The sequence below is a fragment of the Roseovarius sp. MBR-51 genome (genome assembly GCF_053628575.1).
This window is the reverse complement of the sequence record NZ_JBRJGQ010000008.1, coordinates 204,717-218,112: the sequence shown is the minus strand read 5'-3', so window position 1 is coordinate 218,112 and position 13,396 is coordinate 204,717. Positions and strand designations below refer to the sequence as shown.

The following is a 13,396-nucleotide window of genomic DNA, read 5'->3' as shown; positions in this document are numbered from 1 at the left end:
TGGAAACATTTTTACAAATGCCGCAGGGGGGCGCATGGCAAGCGATCTGAACAGGGATGATTCTGACGTGGTCGAGGTGATCGGCGCTGAGGCCAAAGGCCCGGCGCTGATCCTCTGTGAACATGCGTCGAATGTCATCCCGGCGCAGTATCAGGGCCTTGGGCTGAGTGCGGAGGCGCGGCAGAGCCATGCGGCATGGGACCCAGGTGCACGGGCGGTGGCGTTTGCCTTGGCCAAGACGCTGAATGCACCGATGGTGGCGGCCAAGGTGTCGCGCCTTGTCTATGACTGTAACCGCCCGCCCGAGGCAGCAAGCGCCATGCCCGACCGCTCCGAGGTGATCGAGGTGCCGGGCAATCGCAGCCTTGATGCAGCGGCCCGCGCCCAGCGTGTGGCGCAAGTCTATGCGCCGTTTTGCACCGCTGTCAGCCAAGTGATCGCCGCACGCAAGGCGGCAGGGCTGGTAACCGCGCTGATCACCATCCACAGCTTTACCCCGGTCTGGTTCGGCACCCCGCGCAGCTGCGAAATCGGTATTCTGCATGACAGTGACACAGGGCTGGCGGATGCGATGCTGGCCGAGGCGCACCGCTTGCCCCATCGGGTGATCCGCCGCAATGATCCTTATGGCCCCGAGGATGGCGTCACCCATTCGCTGAAACTGCATGGGCTGGCGCATAAGTTGCCCAATGTGATGATCGAGATTCGCAATGACCTCTTGCGCGATGCGGCGGCTGAGGCGCGGATGACGGATGAGCTGCTGACCCTGCTGCGCCCGGCGCTCAGCGTCTTGGGCGAGACAACACAAGGGGGCGCACATGCCTAGAGCCATGCGCGCCTATATCCGCACCATCGACGCGATGAACCGCTTTATCGGGCGGATCGCGATGTATCTGATTTTTGCGTTGGTCGGGGTGCTCTTGTGGTCCTCGATTTCCAAGACATTCTTTACCCCCGCGCTCTGGACGCTGGAAACGGCGCAATTCGTGATGGTCGCCTATTACGTTCTGGGCGGGCCCTATTCGATCCAAATGGGAAGCAATGTGCGGATGGACCTGTTTTACGGCGACTGGTCGAACCGCACGCGCGCCATGGTCGACGTGATCACGGTGTTCTTTCTGCTCTTCTACCTTGGCGTGCTGCTCTATGGCGGGATCAGCTCGACCGCCTATTCCCTGGGCTATTTCGGGACAGAGCCGCTGGTGTTTTTCGGCGACCTCCTGCGAACGCTCGTGACCGAAGGCACCGAGGCTGCGGGGGCCAAGATGGGCGTGCTCGAGCGCAGCTCGACCGTCTGGCGACCGGTGATCTGGCCGATCAAAACGATCCTCGTAGTCGGCGTGTTCCTGATGCTGTTGCAGACGCTGGCGGAACTGTGCCGCGATATCCTGCGGCTGCGCGGCGAGGAGGTGCCAAGTGCCCTATGAAATGATCGCGCTCTTCATGTTCGCGACCATGATGGTTTTGCTCTTTACCGGGCAGCGCGTCTTTGGTGCCATCGGCTTTGTCGCGGTCATCGCGGCGCTGCTGCTCTGGGGCGACCGGGGCGGGTTCGACATCGCCTTTGCCTCGGCAATCAAACTGATGAATTGGTATCCGCTGCTGACGCTGCCGATGTTCATCTTCATGGGCTACGTGATGAGCGAGAGCCGCATCGCCGACGACCTTTACAAGATGTTCCACGTCTGGATGGGCCCGGTGCGCGGCGGCTTGGCCATCGGCACAATCGGCCTCATGGTGCTGGTGTCGGCGATGAACGGCCTCAGCGTGGCGGGCATGGCGATTGGGGCTACGATTGCCCTGCCGGAACTGCTGCGGCGCGGCTATGACAAGATCATGGTGACTGGCGTCATTCAGGCGGGATCGAGCCTTGGCATCCTCGTGCCGCCCTCTGTGGTGCTGGTGCTCTATGCGATGATCGCACGACAGCCCGTCGGGCAGCTTTGGCTCGCCGGGATCATGCCGGGGCTGTTGATGGCCGCGCTCTTTATCATTTACATCTACGTGCGCTGCCGCATGCAGCCGGAGCTTGGCCCGGTGCTGCCGCCAGACGAGCGCACCATGCCGTTGCTCGAAAAGCTTCGGTTGTTGCGCGCGGGTCTGCTGCCACTCTTTATCTTCGCAGCGATGATGGTGCCCTTCGTCAATGGCTGGACGAGCCTAGTCGAAAGCTCTGCCATCGGCGCGATGACAGCCTTCATGGCTGCCGTGCTCAAGGGGCGGATGACGAAGACTGTGTTCGAAACCTCAGTGCGGATGACGCTCGGCATTTCCTGCATGTTCATGTGGATCATCCTTGCAGCCCTGGCCTTTGGCGCGGTGTTTGACGGGCTGGGTGCGGTCAAGGCCATCGAGAGCCTGTTCACGCAAAAACTGGGGCTTGACCCTTGGGTGATCCTCATCCTGATGCAGCTCAGCTTCATCATCATGGGCACGTTTCTCGACGATACGGCCATGCTGGTGATCGTGGCCCCACTCTATGTGCCGCTGGTGGGCGCGCTTGGGTTTGATCTGATCTGGTATGGCGTGCTTTATACGATCACCACGCAAATTGCCTATATGACGCCGCCCTTTGGCTATAACTTGTTTCTGATGCGGGCCATGGCCCCACCCGAGATCACGATTCGTGACATCTATCGCTCGATCCTGCCCTTCGTGCTGGTGATGGTGCTGGCGCTGGCCCTAGTGATAATCTTTCCGCAGATCGCGCTGTGGCTGCCGCAGCTGGTCTACGGATGATGGAATAACCCGAGAACTCCGCCAACGGAGCAAACTTAACAGAGCAACCAACAGGAGTATCAAGACATGACCACCAGAAGAAAGTTTCTAACCACCGCCGGGGTAGGTGCTGCGGCAACGCTGGCCAGCCCCGCCATCGTCAAGGCTCAAACTCCGATCAAGTGGCGGATGCAGACCTATGCCGGCGGCGCATTGGGCGAGCATGTGACCAAGCCGATGGTCGATTATGTGAACAGTGCGGCCAATGGCGAAATGGAGATCGAGCTGTTCTATGCCGATCAGATCGTGCCCACCGGAGAGCTATTTCAGGCGCTTCAGCGCGGCACCATTGATGCGGTCCACTCGGACGATGATTCGATGGCCTCACCCACGCCGCTGCGGCAGTTCGGCGGCTACTTCCCCTTTGCCACCAAGCATATCCTCGATGTGCCGGTGCTCTTTAACCAATACGGCCTCGCCGATATCTGGCGGGACGAATATGCCAAGGTCGGCGTGCAATGGATTTCCTCTGCGGGTCAGGATCCCTGCAACTTCAACACCAAGAAAGAGATCAAGTCTGTCGCCGATCTTGACGGGCTCAAGCTCTATACTTTCCCGACCGCAGGTCGGTTTCTGGCCAAGTTCGGAGTGGTGCCGGTCAACATCCCCTATGCGGATGCCGAGGTCGCGGTGCAGACCGGCGAGCTTGACGGCATGGCTTGGTCGGGGATCACCGAGGATTACACGGTGGGCTGGGCCAATGTGACCGATTACTTCCTGACCAACAACATCTCGGGGGCCTGGATCGGGTCGTGGTTCGTGAACCAAAAGCAATGGGCTGATCTGCCGGATCACCTCAAGCAGGTGGTAATGGCCGCAACCGACGCCAGCCACACCTATCGCAACCAGTGGTATTGGGGCGGCGAAGCGCGCCTGCGCGCGCGCGGCGACAAGCTGGAACTGCGCACGGTGCCCGCCGACGAATGGGCCGAGGTGGAGAATGCCGCCAAGGAGTTCTGGACCGAGATCGCCGCAGAAGGCGAGATCGAGGCCAAGATCGTCGGCATCTTCCGCGAGTATAACGAGGTGATCAACAAGGCCGGACCGCCCTATACCAACGGCTGATCGCCCTGCGACGCACACCGCCCGGCCCCGTTCAGACGCGGGGCCGGGCCACGTAAAGACACCCGCCGAATACCGAAGTCATACCGACACGATACCGCAAGAAAAACAAGGACGCCGCCATGGCACTCAGTCTCGAAGATCTCAAATCGAAGGTTGCCGCCGGTACGGTCGATACCGTGCTCGTGTGTCTCGTGGACATGCAGGGCCGCCTGATGGGCAAACGCTTTCACGCAGCGCATTTCCTTGCCAGTGGTTGGGAGGAAACCCATTGCTGCAATTACCTGCTGGCCACCGACCTGGAAATGACCACGCCCGAGGGCTTTGCCGCCACAAGCTGGGAGCGCGGCTATGGCGACTATGTGATGAAGCCGGACCTGAGCACGCTGCGCCCGATCCCTTGGCTCGAGGGCACGGTGATGGTGCTCTGCGATGTGCTGGATCACCACACGCATGAGCAGGTGCCCCACAGCCCCCGCGCCATGCTCAAAGGGCAAATGGCGCGGCTGGATGCCATGGGCTTTGACGCGATGATGGCGACGGAACTGGAGTTCTTCCTGTTCGAGAAAAGCTATGATGAAATCCGCAAATCCGGCTATCGCGACCTGACGCCGCTCTCGGGCTATAATGAGGATTACAACATCTTCCAGACCACCAAGGAAGAGCATGTGATGCGGCCGATCCGCAATCACCTCTATGCTGCCGGTCTGCCCATCGAGAACACCAAGGGCGAGGCGGAGGCCGGGCAGGAGGAACTCAATATCAAATACGCTCCGGCGCTCGATACCGCCGATTACCACACCATCGCCAAGCACGCGATCAAGGAGATTGCGTGGCAACAGGGCCATGCCGCGAGCTTTCTGCCGAAATGGGATCATCGGCGAGTCGGCTCATCGAGCCATGTGCATCAATCGCTGTGGCAGGATGGCAAACCGGCGTTCTTTGACCCTGCGGACAAGCTGGGCATGTCCCAGATGATGAAGCATTACATGGCCGGATTGCTGAAATACGCGCCTGACTACACCTATTTCCTTGCCCCCTATATCAACAGCTACAAGCGGTTCCAGAAAGGCACGTTTGCCCCCACCCGTATCCTGTGGTCGGTGGACAATCGCACCGCAGGCTTTCGCCTCTGCGGTGCGGGGTCCAAGGCGGTGCGCGTGGAATGCCGCGTCGGGGGATCGGACCTCAACCCCTATCTCGCCATGGCTGCGATGCTGGCGGCGGGGATCAAGGGGATCGAAGACAAGCTGGAATTGGCCCCGCCCGCCACGGGCGATGCCTATAGTGGCGAGACAGGGCGCATCCCGGAAACGCTGCGTGATGCCTATCTCACGCTCAAGCAGTCTCAATTCCTGCGCGACACGTTTGGCGACGCGGTGATAGATCACTATGCCCGCGCCGCCGAGGTCGAGATCGAGGATTTCGACCGCGTGGTCACGGATTACGAGGTGGCGCGCGGCTTCGAGCGGGCCTGAGCGCCGCGCGGTCGGATTTGAGTATTTGTGGAACGATGAAAGGACGGGCGTCATGCCCGTGATCAAGGATGCGATCATGCAGACAGTGAAATGTATCTCTCCCATCGACGGGTCGGTCTATGCCGAGCGTCCTGTGCTGTCGCTGGACGCGGCGCAAGCCGCAGCGGGCCGGGCGCGCACGGCACAGGCGGCCTGGGCGGCGCGCCCTTTGCAGGAGCGGAGTGAGTTGGTGATGGCCGGTGTCGCCGCCGTGGGCGCGATGAACGATGAGATCGTGCCGGAGCTGGCGCATATGATGGGCCGCCCGGTGCGCTATGGCGGCGAATTCCGGGGTTTCAACGAACGCGCGAGCCATATGGCGGCGATTGCCGAGGGCGCGCTGGCGGATATCGCGGTGGGTGAGGATGCCACGTTCCTGCGCTATATCCGGCGGGTGCCGCATGGCGTGGTCTTTGTCGTGGCACCGTGGAACTACCCCTATATGACCGCGATCAACACCGTGGCGCCTGCCCTTATTGCGGGCAATACCGTGGTGCTGAAGCATGCGACGCAAACACTCCTCGTGGGCGAGCGCATGGCGCGGGCATTCCACGCGGCGGGCGTGCCCGAGGATGTGTTCCAGAACATCTTTCTGGATCACGATACAACATCGGCATTGATCGCAGGCAGCGCCTTCAACTTCATCAACTTCACCGGCTCTGTCGGCGGCGGGCGCGCGATGGAGCGGGCGGCGGCGGGCACCTTTACCGGGCTTGGACTTGAACTCGGTGGCAAAGACCCCGGCTATGTGATGGAGGATGCCGATCTCGACGCGGCGGTTGAGACGCTGATCGACGGGGCGATGTTCAATTCGGGTCAATGCTGTTGCGGGATCGAGCGGATCTATGTGCATCAGAGCCTGTTCGATGCCTTTGTCGAGAAATCCGTGGCTCTGGTAAAGTCCTATAAACTGGGCAATCCGCTGGAAGCTGAGACCACCATCGGGCCGATGGCCAATGTGCGCTTTGCCGAAGAGGTCCGCGCGCAGGTGGCCGAGGCGCTGGAGATGGGAGCAAAGGCGCATATCGCCACCATGCCCGAGGATGACGGTGCCGCGTACCTCACGCCGCAAATCCTGACCAATGTGACCCACAAGATGCGCGTCATGCGCGACGAAAGTTTTGGCCCCGTGGTGGGCATCATGCCGGTCTCCTCCGACGAGGAGGCGATTGCGCTGATGAATGACAGCGAGTTTGGCCTGACTGCGAGCCTCTGGACCGCCGATGTCGCCCGCGCGCAGGCGGTGAGCGACCGCATCGAAACCGGCACGGTGTTTCTCAACCGCGCCGATTACCTTGATCCCGGCCTCTGCTGGACCGGCTGCAAGAACACCGGGCGCGGCGGCGGACTGTCGGTGATCGGCTATCACAACCTCACACGCCCCAAATCCTACCATCTCAAGAAGGTGACGAAATGACCCTGACTGCCAACTGGTCCTATCCGACCGCGATCAAATTCGGCGCTGGCCGGATTGCTGAACTGCCCGCTGCCTGTGCGCAGGCCGGGATCAAGCGCCCGCTTCTTGTCACTGACAAGGGGCTGGCGGGGCTGCCTGTCACGGCGGGCGCGCTCGATATCCTCGAGGCCGCGGGCCTTGGCCGCGCGATGTTTTCCGAGGTCGATCCCAACCCCAATGAGATCAACCTTGCCGCCGGTGTCGCTGCCTATCAGGCGGGCGGGCATGACGGGGTGATCGCCTTTGGCGGTGGCTCGGGCCTTGATCTGGGTAAATGCGTGGCCTTCATGGCGGGGCAGACGCGGCCCGTGTGGGATTTCGAGGATGTGGGCGATTGGTGGACACGCGCCGATGCGGACGCCATCGCGCCGATCATAGCTGTGCCCACCACCGCCGGAACCGGATCCGAGGTGGGGCGCGCCAGTGTCATTACCAATTCCGTGACCCATGCGAAAAAGATCATCTTTCACCCGAAGTTCCTGCCCACGGTCGTGATCTGCGATCCCGAACTGACTGTGGGTATGCCGAAATTCATCACCGCAGGCACCGGGCTCGATGCCTTTGCCCATTGTGTCGAGGCGTTTTCCTCGCCGCATTACCATCCGATGAGCCAGGGAATTGCACTGGAAGGCATGCGCCTTGTGATTGACTACCTGCCGCGCGCCTATGCCGATGGAACGGACATCGAAGCGCGCGCCCAGATGATGAGCGCCGCCGCCATGGGCGCCACCGCGTTTCAAAAGGGTCTGGGCGCCATCCATGCCATGAGCCATCCGGTCGGCGCGCATTTCAACACCCATCACGGCACCACCAATGCGGTTTGCATGCCTGCTGTGCTCGACCTCAACGCCGATGTGATCCGCGACCGGTTCGACCGGGCGACGGGATATCTGGGGATTGAGGGCGGCTATGATGGCTTCCGCGCCTTCGTGCAGGACTTCAACGACAGCCTCGGCATTCCGCGCGGCTTGCGCGATCTGGGCGTGACCGAGGCCGCGATTCCCGACCTTGTGCGCGACGCGTTGACCGACCCAAGCTGTGGCGGCAACCCGGTGACGCTGACCGAGGCCAATCTGACGGCGCTCTTCAAGGCGGCACTCTGACGGTTTGGGGGACAGCGTCCCCCATCCCTCCACCCCGTCAGAGGCGGGCGCGCAGCGCCATGAGCCCGAGGCGCGGCAAGCGCAGCACCAGCCGCGCCAAAATCTGCTCATACTCAACCTCGCCGGCCATCAGGCGCAGGTAATCGCGGCGCAAGGTGGAGGAGCGCTGAAAGGCGCGGGCAAAGCCCGGCTCGAGCGCGGGCAGAAAGATCACCGGACGGATCAGCCGCGCCATGTGCAGGGCGCGGTGAACCGGGCGCAGCGCCCGGCGATAATGGCTGAGTGCAGTCTGGGGCCGCCCCGCGCCCAGCGCCGCAATCGCGGCCTTTGCCGCCAATTGCCCGCTTTGCATCGCATAGCCGATGCCTTCGCCGGTGATCGGATCGACCAGCCCCGCCGCATCGCCCACAAGGAGCACGGCACCCTGCCCCGGTATGGGACGAAAATCACCAAACGGCAGAAACTGACCCTTGACGCTCGCCTCCTCCATCGCGAGCCCCAGCACCGCGCAATAGTCCGCCATGGCGCGTTTCATATCCGGGTTCTCTGACAAGAGGCCACCCACCCCCACTGTGGTCGAACAGCGCTTGGGAAAGACCCAGCCATAGCCCCACTGCGCCGCCGCCAGATCTATTCGGATCGGCGCGGCGGGGTCACTTGGCGCGCCGCGCGCCTCGATCTCGAGTCCAAAACCGATGCGCTGCCGGTCGAATGGCTGGCCAAAGAGGGCGCGCGCCACTTGGGAATTGACGCCATCCGCGCCAATCAGCACGGCGTAGCCCAGCACAGCCCCGCCTTTGAGCGTCACGGTCCGGGCGTCGTGGTCGATCTCGGCCAACGTCTGCCCGGTGAAATCCTGCGCCCCTGTCCCGAGAGCATGCCCGCAGAGCATCGCATCCATATCCCAACGCATCGTCGTGTAGAGGGCGGGGGCGTCTTTGATCAGGCCCATGGGCCGCCCGCGAAACCAGAAATCCACCGTGGTCTTGCAGTCCTGCGGTTCGAACGGCATCGCATGTCCAAAAATCTCGGCGTACTGCCTGCGTGCGCGCCCGGTGATCAACCCGCCGCAGAGTTTCTCGCGCGGGAATGACTTGCGGTCGATCAGCGCCACACGCAGCCCCGCGCGCGTCGCAACATAAGCGGCAGAAGCGCCAGCGGGCCCGGCCCCGACCACGATCACGTCGAACCGCTGCACGGCTCAGACCTCGGGCAGCGCGTCGCGCCGGATCATGGTCCGCAGCGCGAAACTTGACCGCATGGAGCGGATGCCGGGGGTCTGCATCAACCCCTCTTCGAGAAAGCGGTCAAAGTCTGAGAGGTCGGCGGCTACCACCCGCAAGAGCACGTCGCGGGTGCCGGTCATCAGGTAGCATTCCATCACCTCGTCAAACCGCCTGAGCCGCGTTTCAAACGCGGTGATCGCGTCACGGGTGTGGTGCTCCAACTCGACAAAGATGAAGGCGTTGAGCGGCAGGCCGAGCTTCTCTTGATTGACCCGCGCGGCATAGCCGGTGATGACACCGTCGGCTTCGAGCCGGGCGATGCGCCGTGCCAGAGGCGTAGGCGAGAGGCCCACCACCGCCGACAGATCGGCGAGCTTTTGGCGTCCGTCGCGTTGCAAGGCAGCGATGATCTGGCGGTCGATACGATCCATTTTCCCTACTTTTTCCTCTATTATTGGGGATTTCACCCAAATGTCACGCGCCGTTCACAGGAGTTTGCTGTTTTATCGCGTCTGACCGCTCTTATTCTTGCGCTCAAGGAGGAGTCCATCATGCTCACACGTCTGGCCAGTCCCACCCATGAGGAAGTTTACCGCGTCGAGGATCGCGAAAGCGGCTTGCGCGGGTTTATCGCGCTGCATTCCACCCGGCTTGGCCCAGCCGCGGGCGGCCTGCGCATGCGGGTCTATGAGGGCGACGATGCCGCGCTTGAGGATGTGCTAAACCTCTCGCGGGGCATGAGCTACAAGAACGCCGCAGCCGGTCTGCCGCTGGGTGGTGGCAAGGCGGTGATCCTTGGCGATCCGGTCCGCGACAAGACGCCTGCGCTGCTGCGCGCCATGGGGCGCGCGATCAACATGCTGCAAGGGCGCTACTGGACCGCCGAGGATATGGGTATGTCGCCCGAGGATATGGACGAGATTGCCCGCGAGACGCGCTTTGTCGCCGGGCTGGACACGGGCGCGCATGCCAGCGGCGATCCCTCGCCCGTGACCGCGCGCGGCGTTCTGGGCGCGATGCGCGCAGGTGCCGCGCAGCTTTGGGGCACGGATGACCTCAGTGGTCGGCATGTGGCGGTGCAGGGGTTGGGCCATGTCGGCTGGCACCTCTGCCATCTGCTGCACGAGTCGGGGGCAAAGCTGAGCGTGGCGGACATGAACCCCGCCCACGCGGCCAGCACAATGCGCGAGTTTGGCGCAACCGTGGTCGATCCGCGCAGCGTCCATGCCATTGACGCCGATATCTTTGCGCCCTGCGCCATCGGCGGCGTGCTCAATGCGCGCAGTATCCCCGAAATCAAGGCCAAGATGATCTGTGGCGCGGCCAACAACCAATTGGCTACGCCCGAGGATGGCGAGCGACTGCGCGCGCGCGGCATTCTCTACCTGCCCGATTACGTTGCCAATGGCGGCGGGATCATCAATGTCGCCGCCGAAATCCTGCGGATCGCGCCCCGCGCCCCTTGGGTCGAAGAGCGGCTGGCCGCAATGCAGGCGCGCATGGCCCATATCCTCACGCGCGCAGCAGGCGAAGGGATGAGCCCCGCAATCCTCGCCGACCGTCTGGTCGAAGAGCAGTTGCTGCAAGCGGCGGGTTGACGCCGCTCCGCCGAGGTCAATTGAGCTGGGGTGTTTGGCCTGCTACACTGCGCCAAACACCCCCGGAGGCTCTCATGCTGCGTTTGTCCCTGTCTTTTGCTCTGATCCTCGGACTGGCCGGGGGTGCCGCGGCGCAAACCACGTTGAGTGAGCGTGTAAGCCTCGCACATGGCACCTTTAGCAGCGGTGGTGGCCTGACCATCGCCACCGAGCTGCGCCCGACAACGGACGGGCGCACCGCGCTCTGTGGGGTCTGGTCCGAGAGCGAGAGCCAGTCGAGCTATACCAAAGGTGCCGCGCGCGAAATCGTGCGGTTGGCGACGGTTTATGTGGATGGTCAGCGTATCGCGCAGAACCTCGTGGAATTGCCACAGATCGACCCAAGGCTCGATTATGCCGGTGCGCCTGCGGGCTGCATTCTCACCACTCTGGCATGGCAACCGGGCCGCGTGCCCGAGGTTTTCGTGCCGCGCAAGCAGATCAGCCGCCGAAATGGCGGCGGCAGCGATCCGCATATCGACTTTCGCCAGACCGGCACCGGCGCGATGAGCGCCGCATTGGAAGTGCTCCCGTTCCTCAGTCGCAACAGCCGCACCGTGCCGCTCTCTGGTGCAACTCAGGTGGTCGAGGGGCGCTACAGCAGTGGCGGGGGCCTGCGCCTTGCGGCGGAACTGCGGCCCATCAACGGGCGGGCGCATCTCTGCGGGGTCTGGTCCGATCTGCCGGGGCAGGACGCCCGCACCGAAGGTCTGGGGCGCGAGATGTTGCGCCGCAGCAGTGTGACGCAGGCGGGGCGCGAGATTGCACGCGATCTTGGCAATCTGCGATGGGTGTCGCTGCGCCGCGACTATACCGGCGCGCAGGCGAGCTGCCTTGATCTCGGCCAGCCGTGGCGGGCCGGGCTGGCAGAGGCCCCGCTGACGCTACACCTGCCCGTGACGGTGGTGTACCGCAGCACAAGCCCCAAGGGTCAGAGCCTGATCCGGTTTGGGTCTTGATTCGGGCGGGTCAGTCACAAAGCGCCGGTCAGGCCCGCAAGTTTTCGCTTGAAGCAGGCCGAGCGACGGTGCTATCCAGAGCGCCGCGGCGGGTATGGTGAAAAGGTATCACGAAAGCTTCCCAAGCTTCAGTTACGGGTTCGATTCCCGTTACCCGCTCCAGATATTCTCAGCCTCTCAGCCGCGCAATTCCGACAGAATCGCCTCAGCCGCTATGCGTGGGTCTTGGGCGGACCAGATGGGGCGTCCGACGACGATGTGATCGGCCCCGTCGGCTATCGCCTGAGCAGGCGTCGCCACCCGCTTTTGATCGCCAAGCGCGCTGCCCGCAGGGCGCACGCCGGGGGTGACGATCAGGCGGCCCGAAGCCTCAGGCAGGGCGCGGATCATCGCGGCCTCTTGCGGGCTGGCAATCACGCCATCGGCCCCGGCGTCAAAGGCGCGGCCCGCGCGCTCGGCCACCAGATCGGGCAGATCGCCCGGTTTGATCATCCCCGCATCGAGATCGGCCCGGTCGAGCGAGGTCAGGATCGTCACTGCGAGGATTTTCATAGGTTTGCCAGACGCCCCCTCTTTGGCGGCGCACACGACATGCGGATCGCCATGCACGGTCAGGAAATCCAGATCAAACTGCGCCAGCCCCCGCACCGCCGCCTCGATCGTGGCGCCGATATCAAAGAGCTTCATGTCCAGAAAAATCCGCTTGCCCAGCTCGGTCTTGAGCTCGTTGGCGAGGCCTAGACCCCCGCCTGTGAGCATCCCCAAACCGATCTTGTAGAACCCGACACTGTCACCCAATCGCTCTGCGAGCTTGAGCCCCTCCAGCGCGTTGGGCACATCCAGGGCTACGATCAGGCGATCATCGGTCACGGCGGCGGTCATTGGCGGCGCTCCTCTTGCGGCAGGTGTCGCGCCCTTGTCGCGGCGGCGGCGGGCTGCGTCAAGCCTCTGTCACGCCTCTGCGCACATCCCCTCCAAGGCGGACGCCGCCAAGGTAATCTGAGCCGCGTTGCGCCGAAACTCTGGCAGGCGTTGCAACTGTCGCAAGGCGTCCGACCAGAGACCGTGGTTGAGGGCTTCTGCCACGGGGGCGCTTACATTGAGGCTGACTTGTCCGCTTCCGGTTTCGAGCAAGAGAACTCCGCTGACACAGCCGGTCGGGACGTCCCGGCGCAGATCGCGCGCGCGCACTTTGGTAATATGCATTCCAGAAAACCCATTCACTCTTTACTCTACCAACGGCACGCTACGCCGATATTTTACCTGATTTATTGTAAACAGACATGCGCGCGGAATCGCGCCAGACATATGACTGCGCCCTGACTATCGCACGCGCCATTGTCGTTCAGGCCGCCAGGGCAGGCGGGGTCCAGTCCGGGGCGCGCCGCATCCTAAGGTCCGCGCGGCCAGAGCGATGCAAGTGCCGGGCGCACTCTGTCAATCCGCGCGCGATGCGGGCGAATTCTGCGGTCAGGGGGGCGCAGAAATGCACGGGATAGACCAGCCGCTCGGCCCCTTCGATCACCTCGGCCCGCGCGACAAACGCGGCCCATTCGGGATTATACCCGATGACTTCCAGTCTCACGCGTGATTCTGTCATGGCTCTGTCCTCCAGAATGGGCGAGAACGCCCTGTGGATAACTCTTGAATAGATTGGG

At 63.0% G+C, this 13,396-nt stretch carries 14 protein-coding genes and 1 tRNA gene; 10 read left to right on the top strand and 5 right to left on the bottom strand.

Translation table 11 applies throughout. The features are described from left to right. Window positions 1-34: 34 nt before the first annotated feature. The 7 genes from ACSSVY_RS13795 to ACSSVY_RS13765 all read left to right on the top strand — a co-directional run bounded on the left by ACSSVY_RS13795 (window position 35) and on the right by ACSSVY_RS13765 (window position 7,916). The gene (locus ACSSVY_RS13795; RefSeq protein WP_454270155.1) at window positions 35-826 is read left to right on the top strand and encodes an N-formylglutamate amidohydrolase; all 792 of its coding nucleotides are present in this window, start codon (window positions 35-37) and stop codon (window positions 824-826) included. Then, the gene (locus ACSSVY_RS13790; protein ID WP_454270154.1) at window positions 819-1,427 is read left to right on the top strand and encodes a TRAP transporter small permease subunit; all 609 of its coding nucleotides are present in this window, start codon (window positions 819-821) and stop codon (window positions 1,425-1,427) included. Before ACSSVY_RS13795 ends, ACSSVY_RS13790 begins: the two co-directional genes overlap by 8 nt. Continuing rightward, window positions 1,417-2,739 carry a TRAP transporter large permease gene (locus ACSSVY_RS13785; protein ID WP_454270153.1) on the top strand — a complete coding sequence of 441 codons (1,323 nt, stop codon included), beginning with the start codon at window positions 1,417-1,419 and terminating at the stop codon, window positions 2,737-2,739. The genes ACSSVY_RS13790 and ACSSVY_RS13785 overlap by 11 nt, the downstream gene beginning before the upstream one ends. A gap of 66 nt (window positions 2,740-2,805) precedes the next feature. Beyond that, complete coding sequence (locus tag ACSSVY_RS13780) at window positions 2,806-3,843, top strand: TRAP transporter substrate-binding protein (RefSeq protein ID WP_454270152.1); 1,038 nt, start codon at window positions 2,806-2,808, stop codon at window positions 3,841-3,843. Window positions 3,844-3,962: 119 nt separating this feature from the next. Next, on the top strand, window positions 3,963-5,318 hold the full coding sequence (locus ACSSVY_RS13775; RefSeq protein WP_454270151.1) for a glutamine synthetase family protein: 1,356 nt from the start codon (window positions 3,963-3,965) through the stop codon (window positions 5,316-5,318). Window positions 5,319-5,370: 52 nt separating this feature from the next. Continuing rightward, a complete protein-coding gene (locus ACSSVY_RS13770; RefSeq protein WP_454270150.1) occupies window positions 5,371-6,774 on the top strand; it encodes an aldehyde dehydrogenase family protein in 1,404 nt (467 codons plus the stop codon). Continuing rightward, the gene (locus tag ACSSVY_RS13765) at window positions 6,771-7,916 is read left to right on the top strand and encodes an iron-containing alcohol dehydrogenase (protein ID WP_454270149.1); all 1,146 of its coding nucleotides are present in this window, start codon (window positions 6,771-6,773) and stop codon (window positions 7,914-7,916) included. Before ACSSVY_RS13770 ends, ACSSVY_RS13765 begins: the two co-directional genes overlap by 4 nt. Before the next feature lie 37 nt (window positions 7,917-7,953). On the opposite strand, the gene ACSSVY_RS13760 is transcribed toward ACSSVY_RS13765, so the two are convergent. After that, a complete protein-coding gene (locus tag ACSSVY_RS13760) occupies window positions 7,954-9,114 on the bottom strand; it encodes a geranylgeranyl reductase family protein (RefSeq protein WP_454270148.1) in 1,161 nt (386 codons plus the stop codon). A 3-nt stretch (window positions 9,115-9,117) separates the two neighbouring features. After that, on the bottom strand, window positions 9,118-9,573 hold the full coding sequence (locus ACSSVY_RS13755) for an Lrp/AsnC family transcriptional regulator (protein WP_454270147.1): 456 nt from the start codon (window positions 9,571-9,573) through the stop codon (window positions 9,118-9,120). A gap of 120 nt (window positions 9,574-9,693) precedes the next feature. On the opposite strand from ACSSVY_RS13755, the gene ACSSVY_RS13750 reads away from it, so the two are divergent. From ACSSVY_RS13750 to ACSSVY_RS13740, 3 genes are all read left to right on the top strand, one after another. Next, window positions 9,694-10,740, top strand: a complete 1,047-nt coding sequence (locus ACSSVY_RS13750) for a Glu/Leu/Phe/Val family dehydrogenase (RefSeq protein WP_454270146.1) — start codon at window positions 9,694-9,696, stop codon at window positions 10,738-10,740. Between the two features lie 74 nt (window positions 10,741-10,814). After that, entirely contained in the window at window positions 10,815-11,738 is a 924-nt protein-coding gene (locus ACSSVY_RS13745) for an orotidine 5-phosphate decarboxylase (protein ID WP_454270145.1), read from the top strand. Between the two features lie 88 nt (window positions 11,739-11,826). Continuing rightward, window positions 11,827-11,900: transfer RNA gene (locus ACSSVY_RS13740), tRNA-Gly, on the top strand. Window positions 11,901-11,915: 15 nt separating this feature from the next. Here ACSSVY_RS13740 and pyrF read toward each other — a convergent pair. The 3 genes from pyrF to ACSSVY_RS13725 form a co-directional block, all read right to left on the bottom strand. Next, complete coding sequence (gene pyrF / locus ACSSVY_RS13735; RefSeq protein ID WP_454270144.1) at window positions 11,916-12,620, bottom strand: orotidine-5'-phosphate decarboxylase; 705 nt, start codon at window positions 12,618-12,620, stop codon at window positions 11,916-11,918. 69 nt (window positions 12,621-12,689) lie between these two features. Continuing rightward, entirely contained in the window at window positions 12,690-12,944 is a 255-nt protein-coding gene (locus tag ACSSVY_RS13730) for a hypothetical protein (protein ID WP_454270143.1), read from the bottom strand. Window positions 12,945-13,083: 139 nt separating this feature from the next. Next, entirely contained in the window at window positions 13,084-13,338 is a 255-nt protein-coding gene (locus ACSSVY_RS13725; RefSeq protein ID WP_454270142.1) for a hypothetical protein, read from the bottom strand. Window positions 13,339-13,396: the final 58 nt, after the last annotated feature.

Excerpts from the sequence above, each read along its gene's own strand:
- pyrF (WP_454270144.1), bottom strand. The coding sequence starts at position 12,620 with ATGACCGCCGCCGTGACCGATGATCGCCTGATCGTAGCCCTGGATGTG.
- ACSSVY_RS13750 (WP_454270146.1), top strand. The coding sequence starts at position 9,694 with ATGCTCACACGTCTGGCCAGTCCCACCCATGAGGAAGTTTACCGCGTC.
- ACSSVY_RS13775 (WP_454270151.1), top strand. The coding sequence starts at position 3,963 with ATGGCACTCAGTCTCGAAGATCTCAAATCGAAGGTTGCCGCCGGTACG.
- ACSSVY_RS13780 (WP_454270152.1), top strand. The coding sequence starts at position 2,806 with ATGACCACCAGAAGAAAGTTTCTAACCACCGCCGGGGTAGGTGCTGCG.
- ACSSVY_RS13745 (WP_454270145.1), top strand. The coding sequence starts at position 10,815 with ATGCTGCGTTTGTCCCTGTCTTTTGCTCTGATCCTCGGACTGGCCGGG.
- ACSSVY_RS13795 (WP_454270155.1), top strand. The coding sequence starts at position 35 with ATGGCAAGCGATCTGAACAGGGATGATTCTGACGTGGTCGAGGTGATC.
- ACSSVY_RS13725 (WP_454270142.1), bottom strand. The coding sequence starts at position 13,338 with ATGACAGAATCACGCGTGAGACTGGAAGTCATCGGGTATAATCCCGAA.
- ACSSVY_RS13765 (WP_454270149.1), top strand. The coding sequence starts at position 6,771 with ATGACCCTGACTGCCAACTGGTCCTATCCGACCGCGATCAAATTCGGC.
- ACSSVY_RS13730 (WP_454270143.1), bottom strand. The coding sequence starts at position 12,944 with ATGCATATTACCAAAGTGCGCGCGCGCGATCTGCGCCGGGACGTCCCG.
- ACSSVY_RS13790 (WP_454270154.1), top strand. The coding sequence starts at position 819 with ATGCCTAGAGCCATGCGCGCCTATATCCGCACCATCGACGCGATGAAC.
- ACSSVY_RS13770 (WP_454270150.1), top strand. The coding sequence starts at position 5,371 with ATGCCCGTGATCAAGGATGCGATCATGCAGACAGTGAAATGTATCTCT.
- ACSSVY_RS13755 (WP_454270147.1), bottom strand. The coding sequence starts at position 9,573 with ATGGATCGTATCGACCGCCAGATCATCGCTGCCTTGCAACGCGACGGA.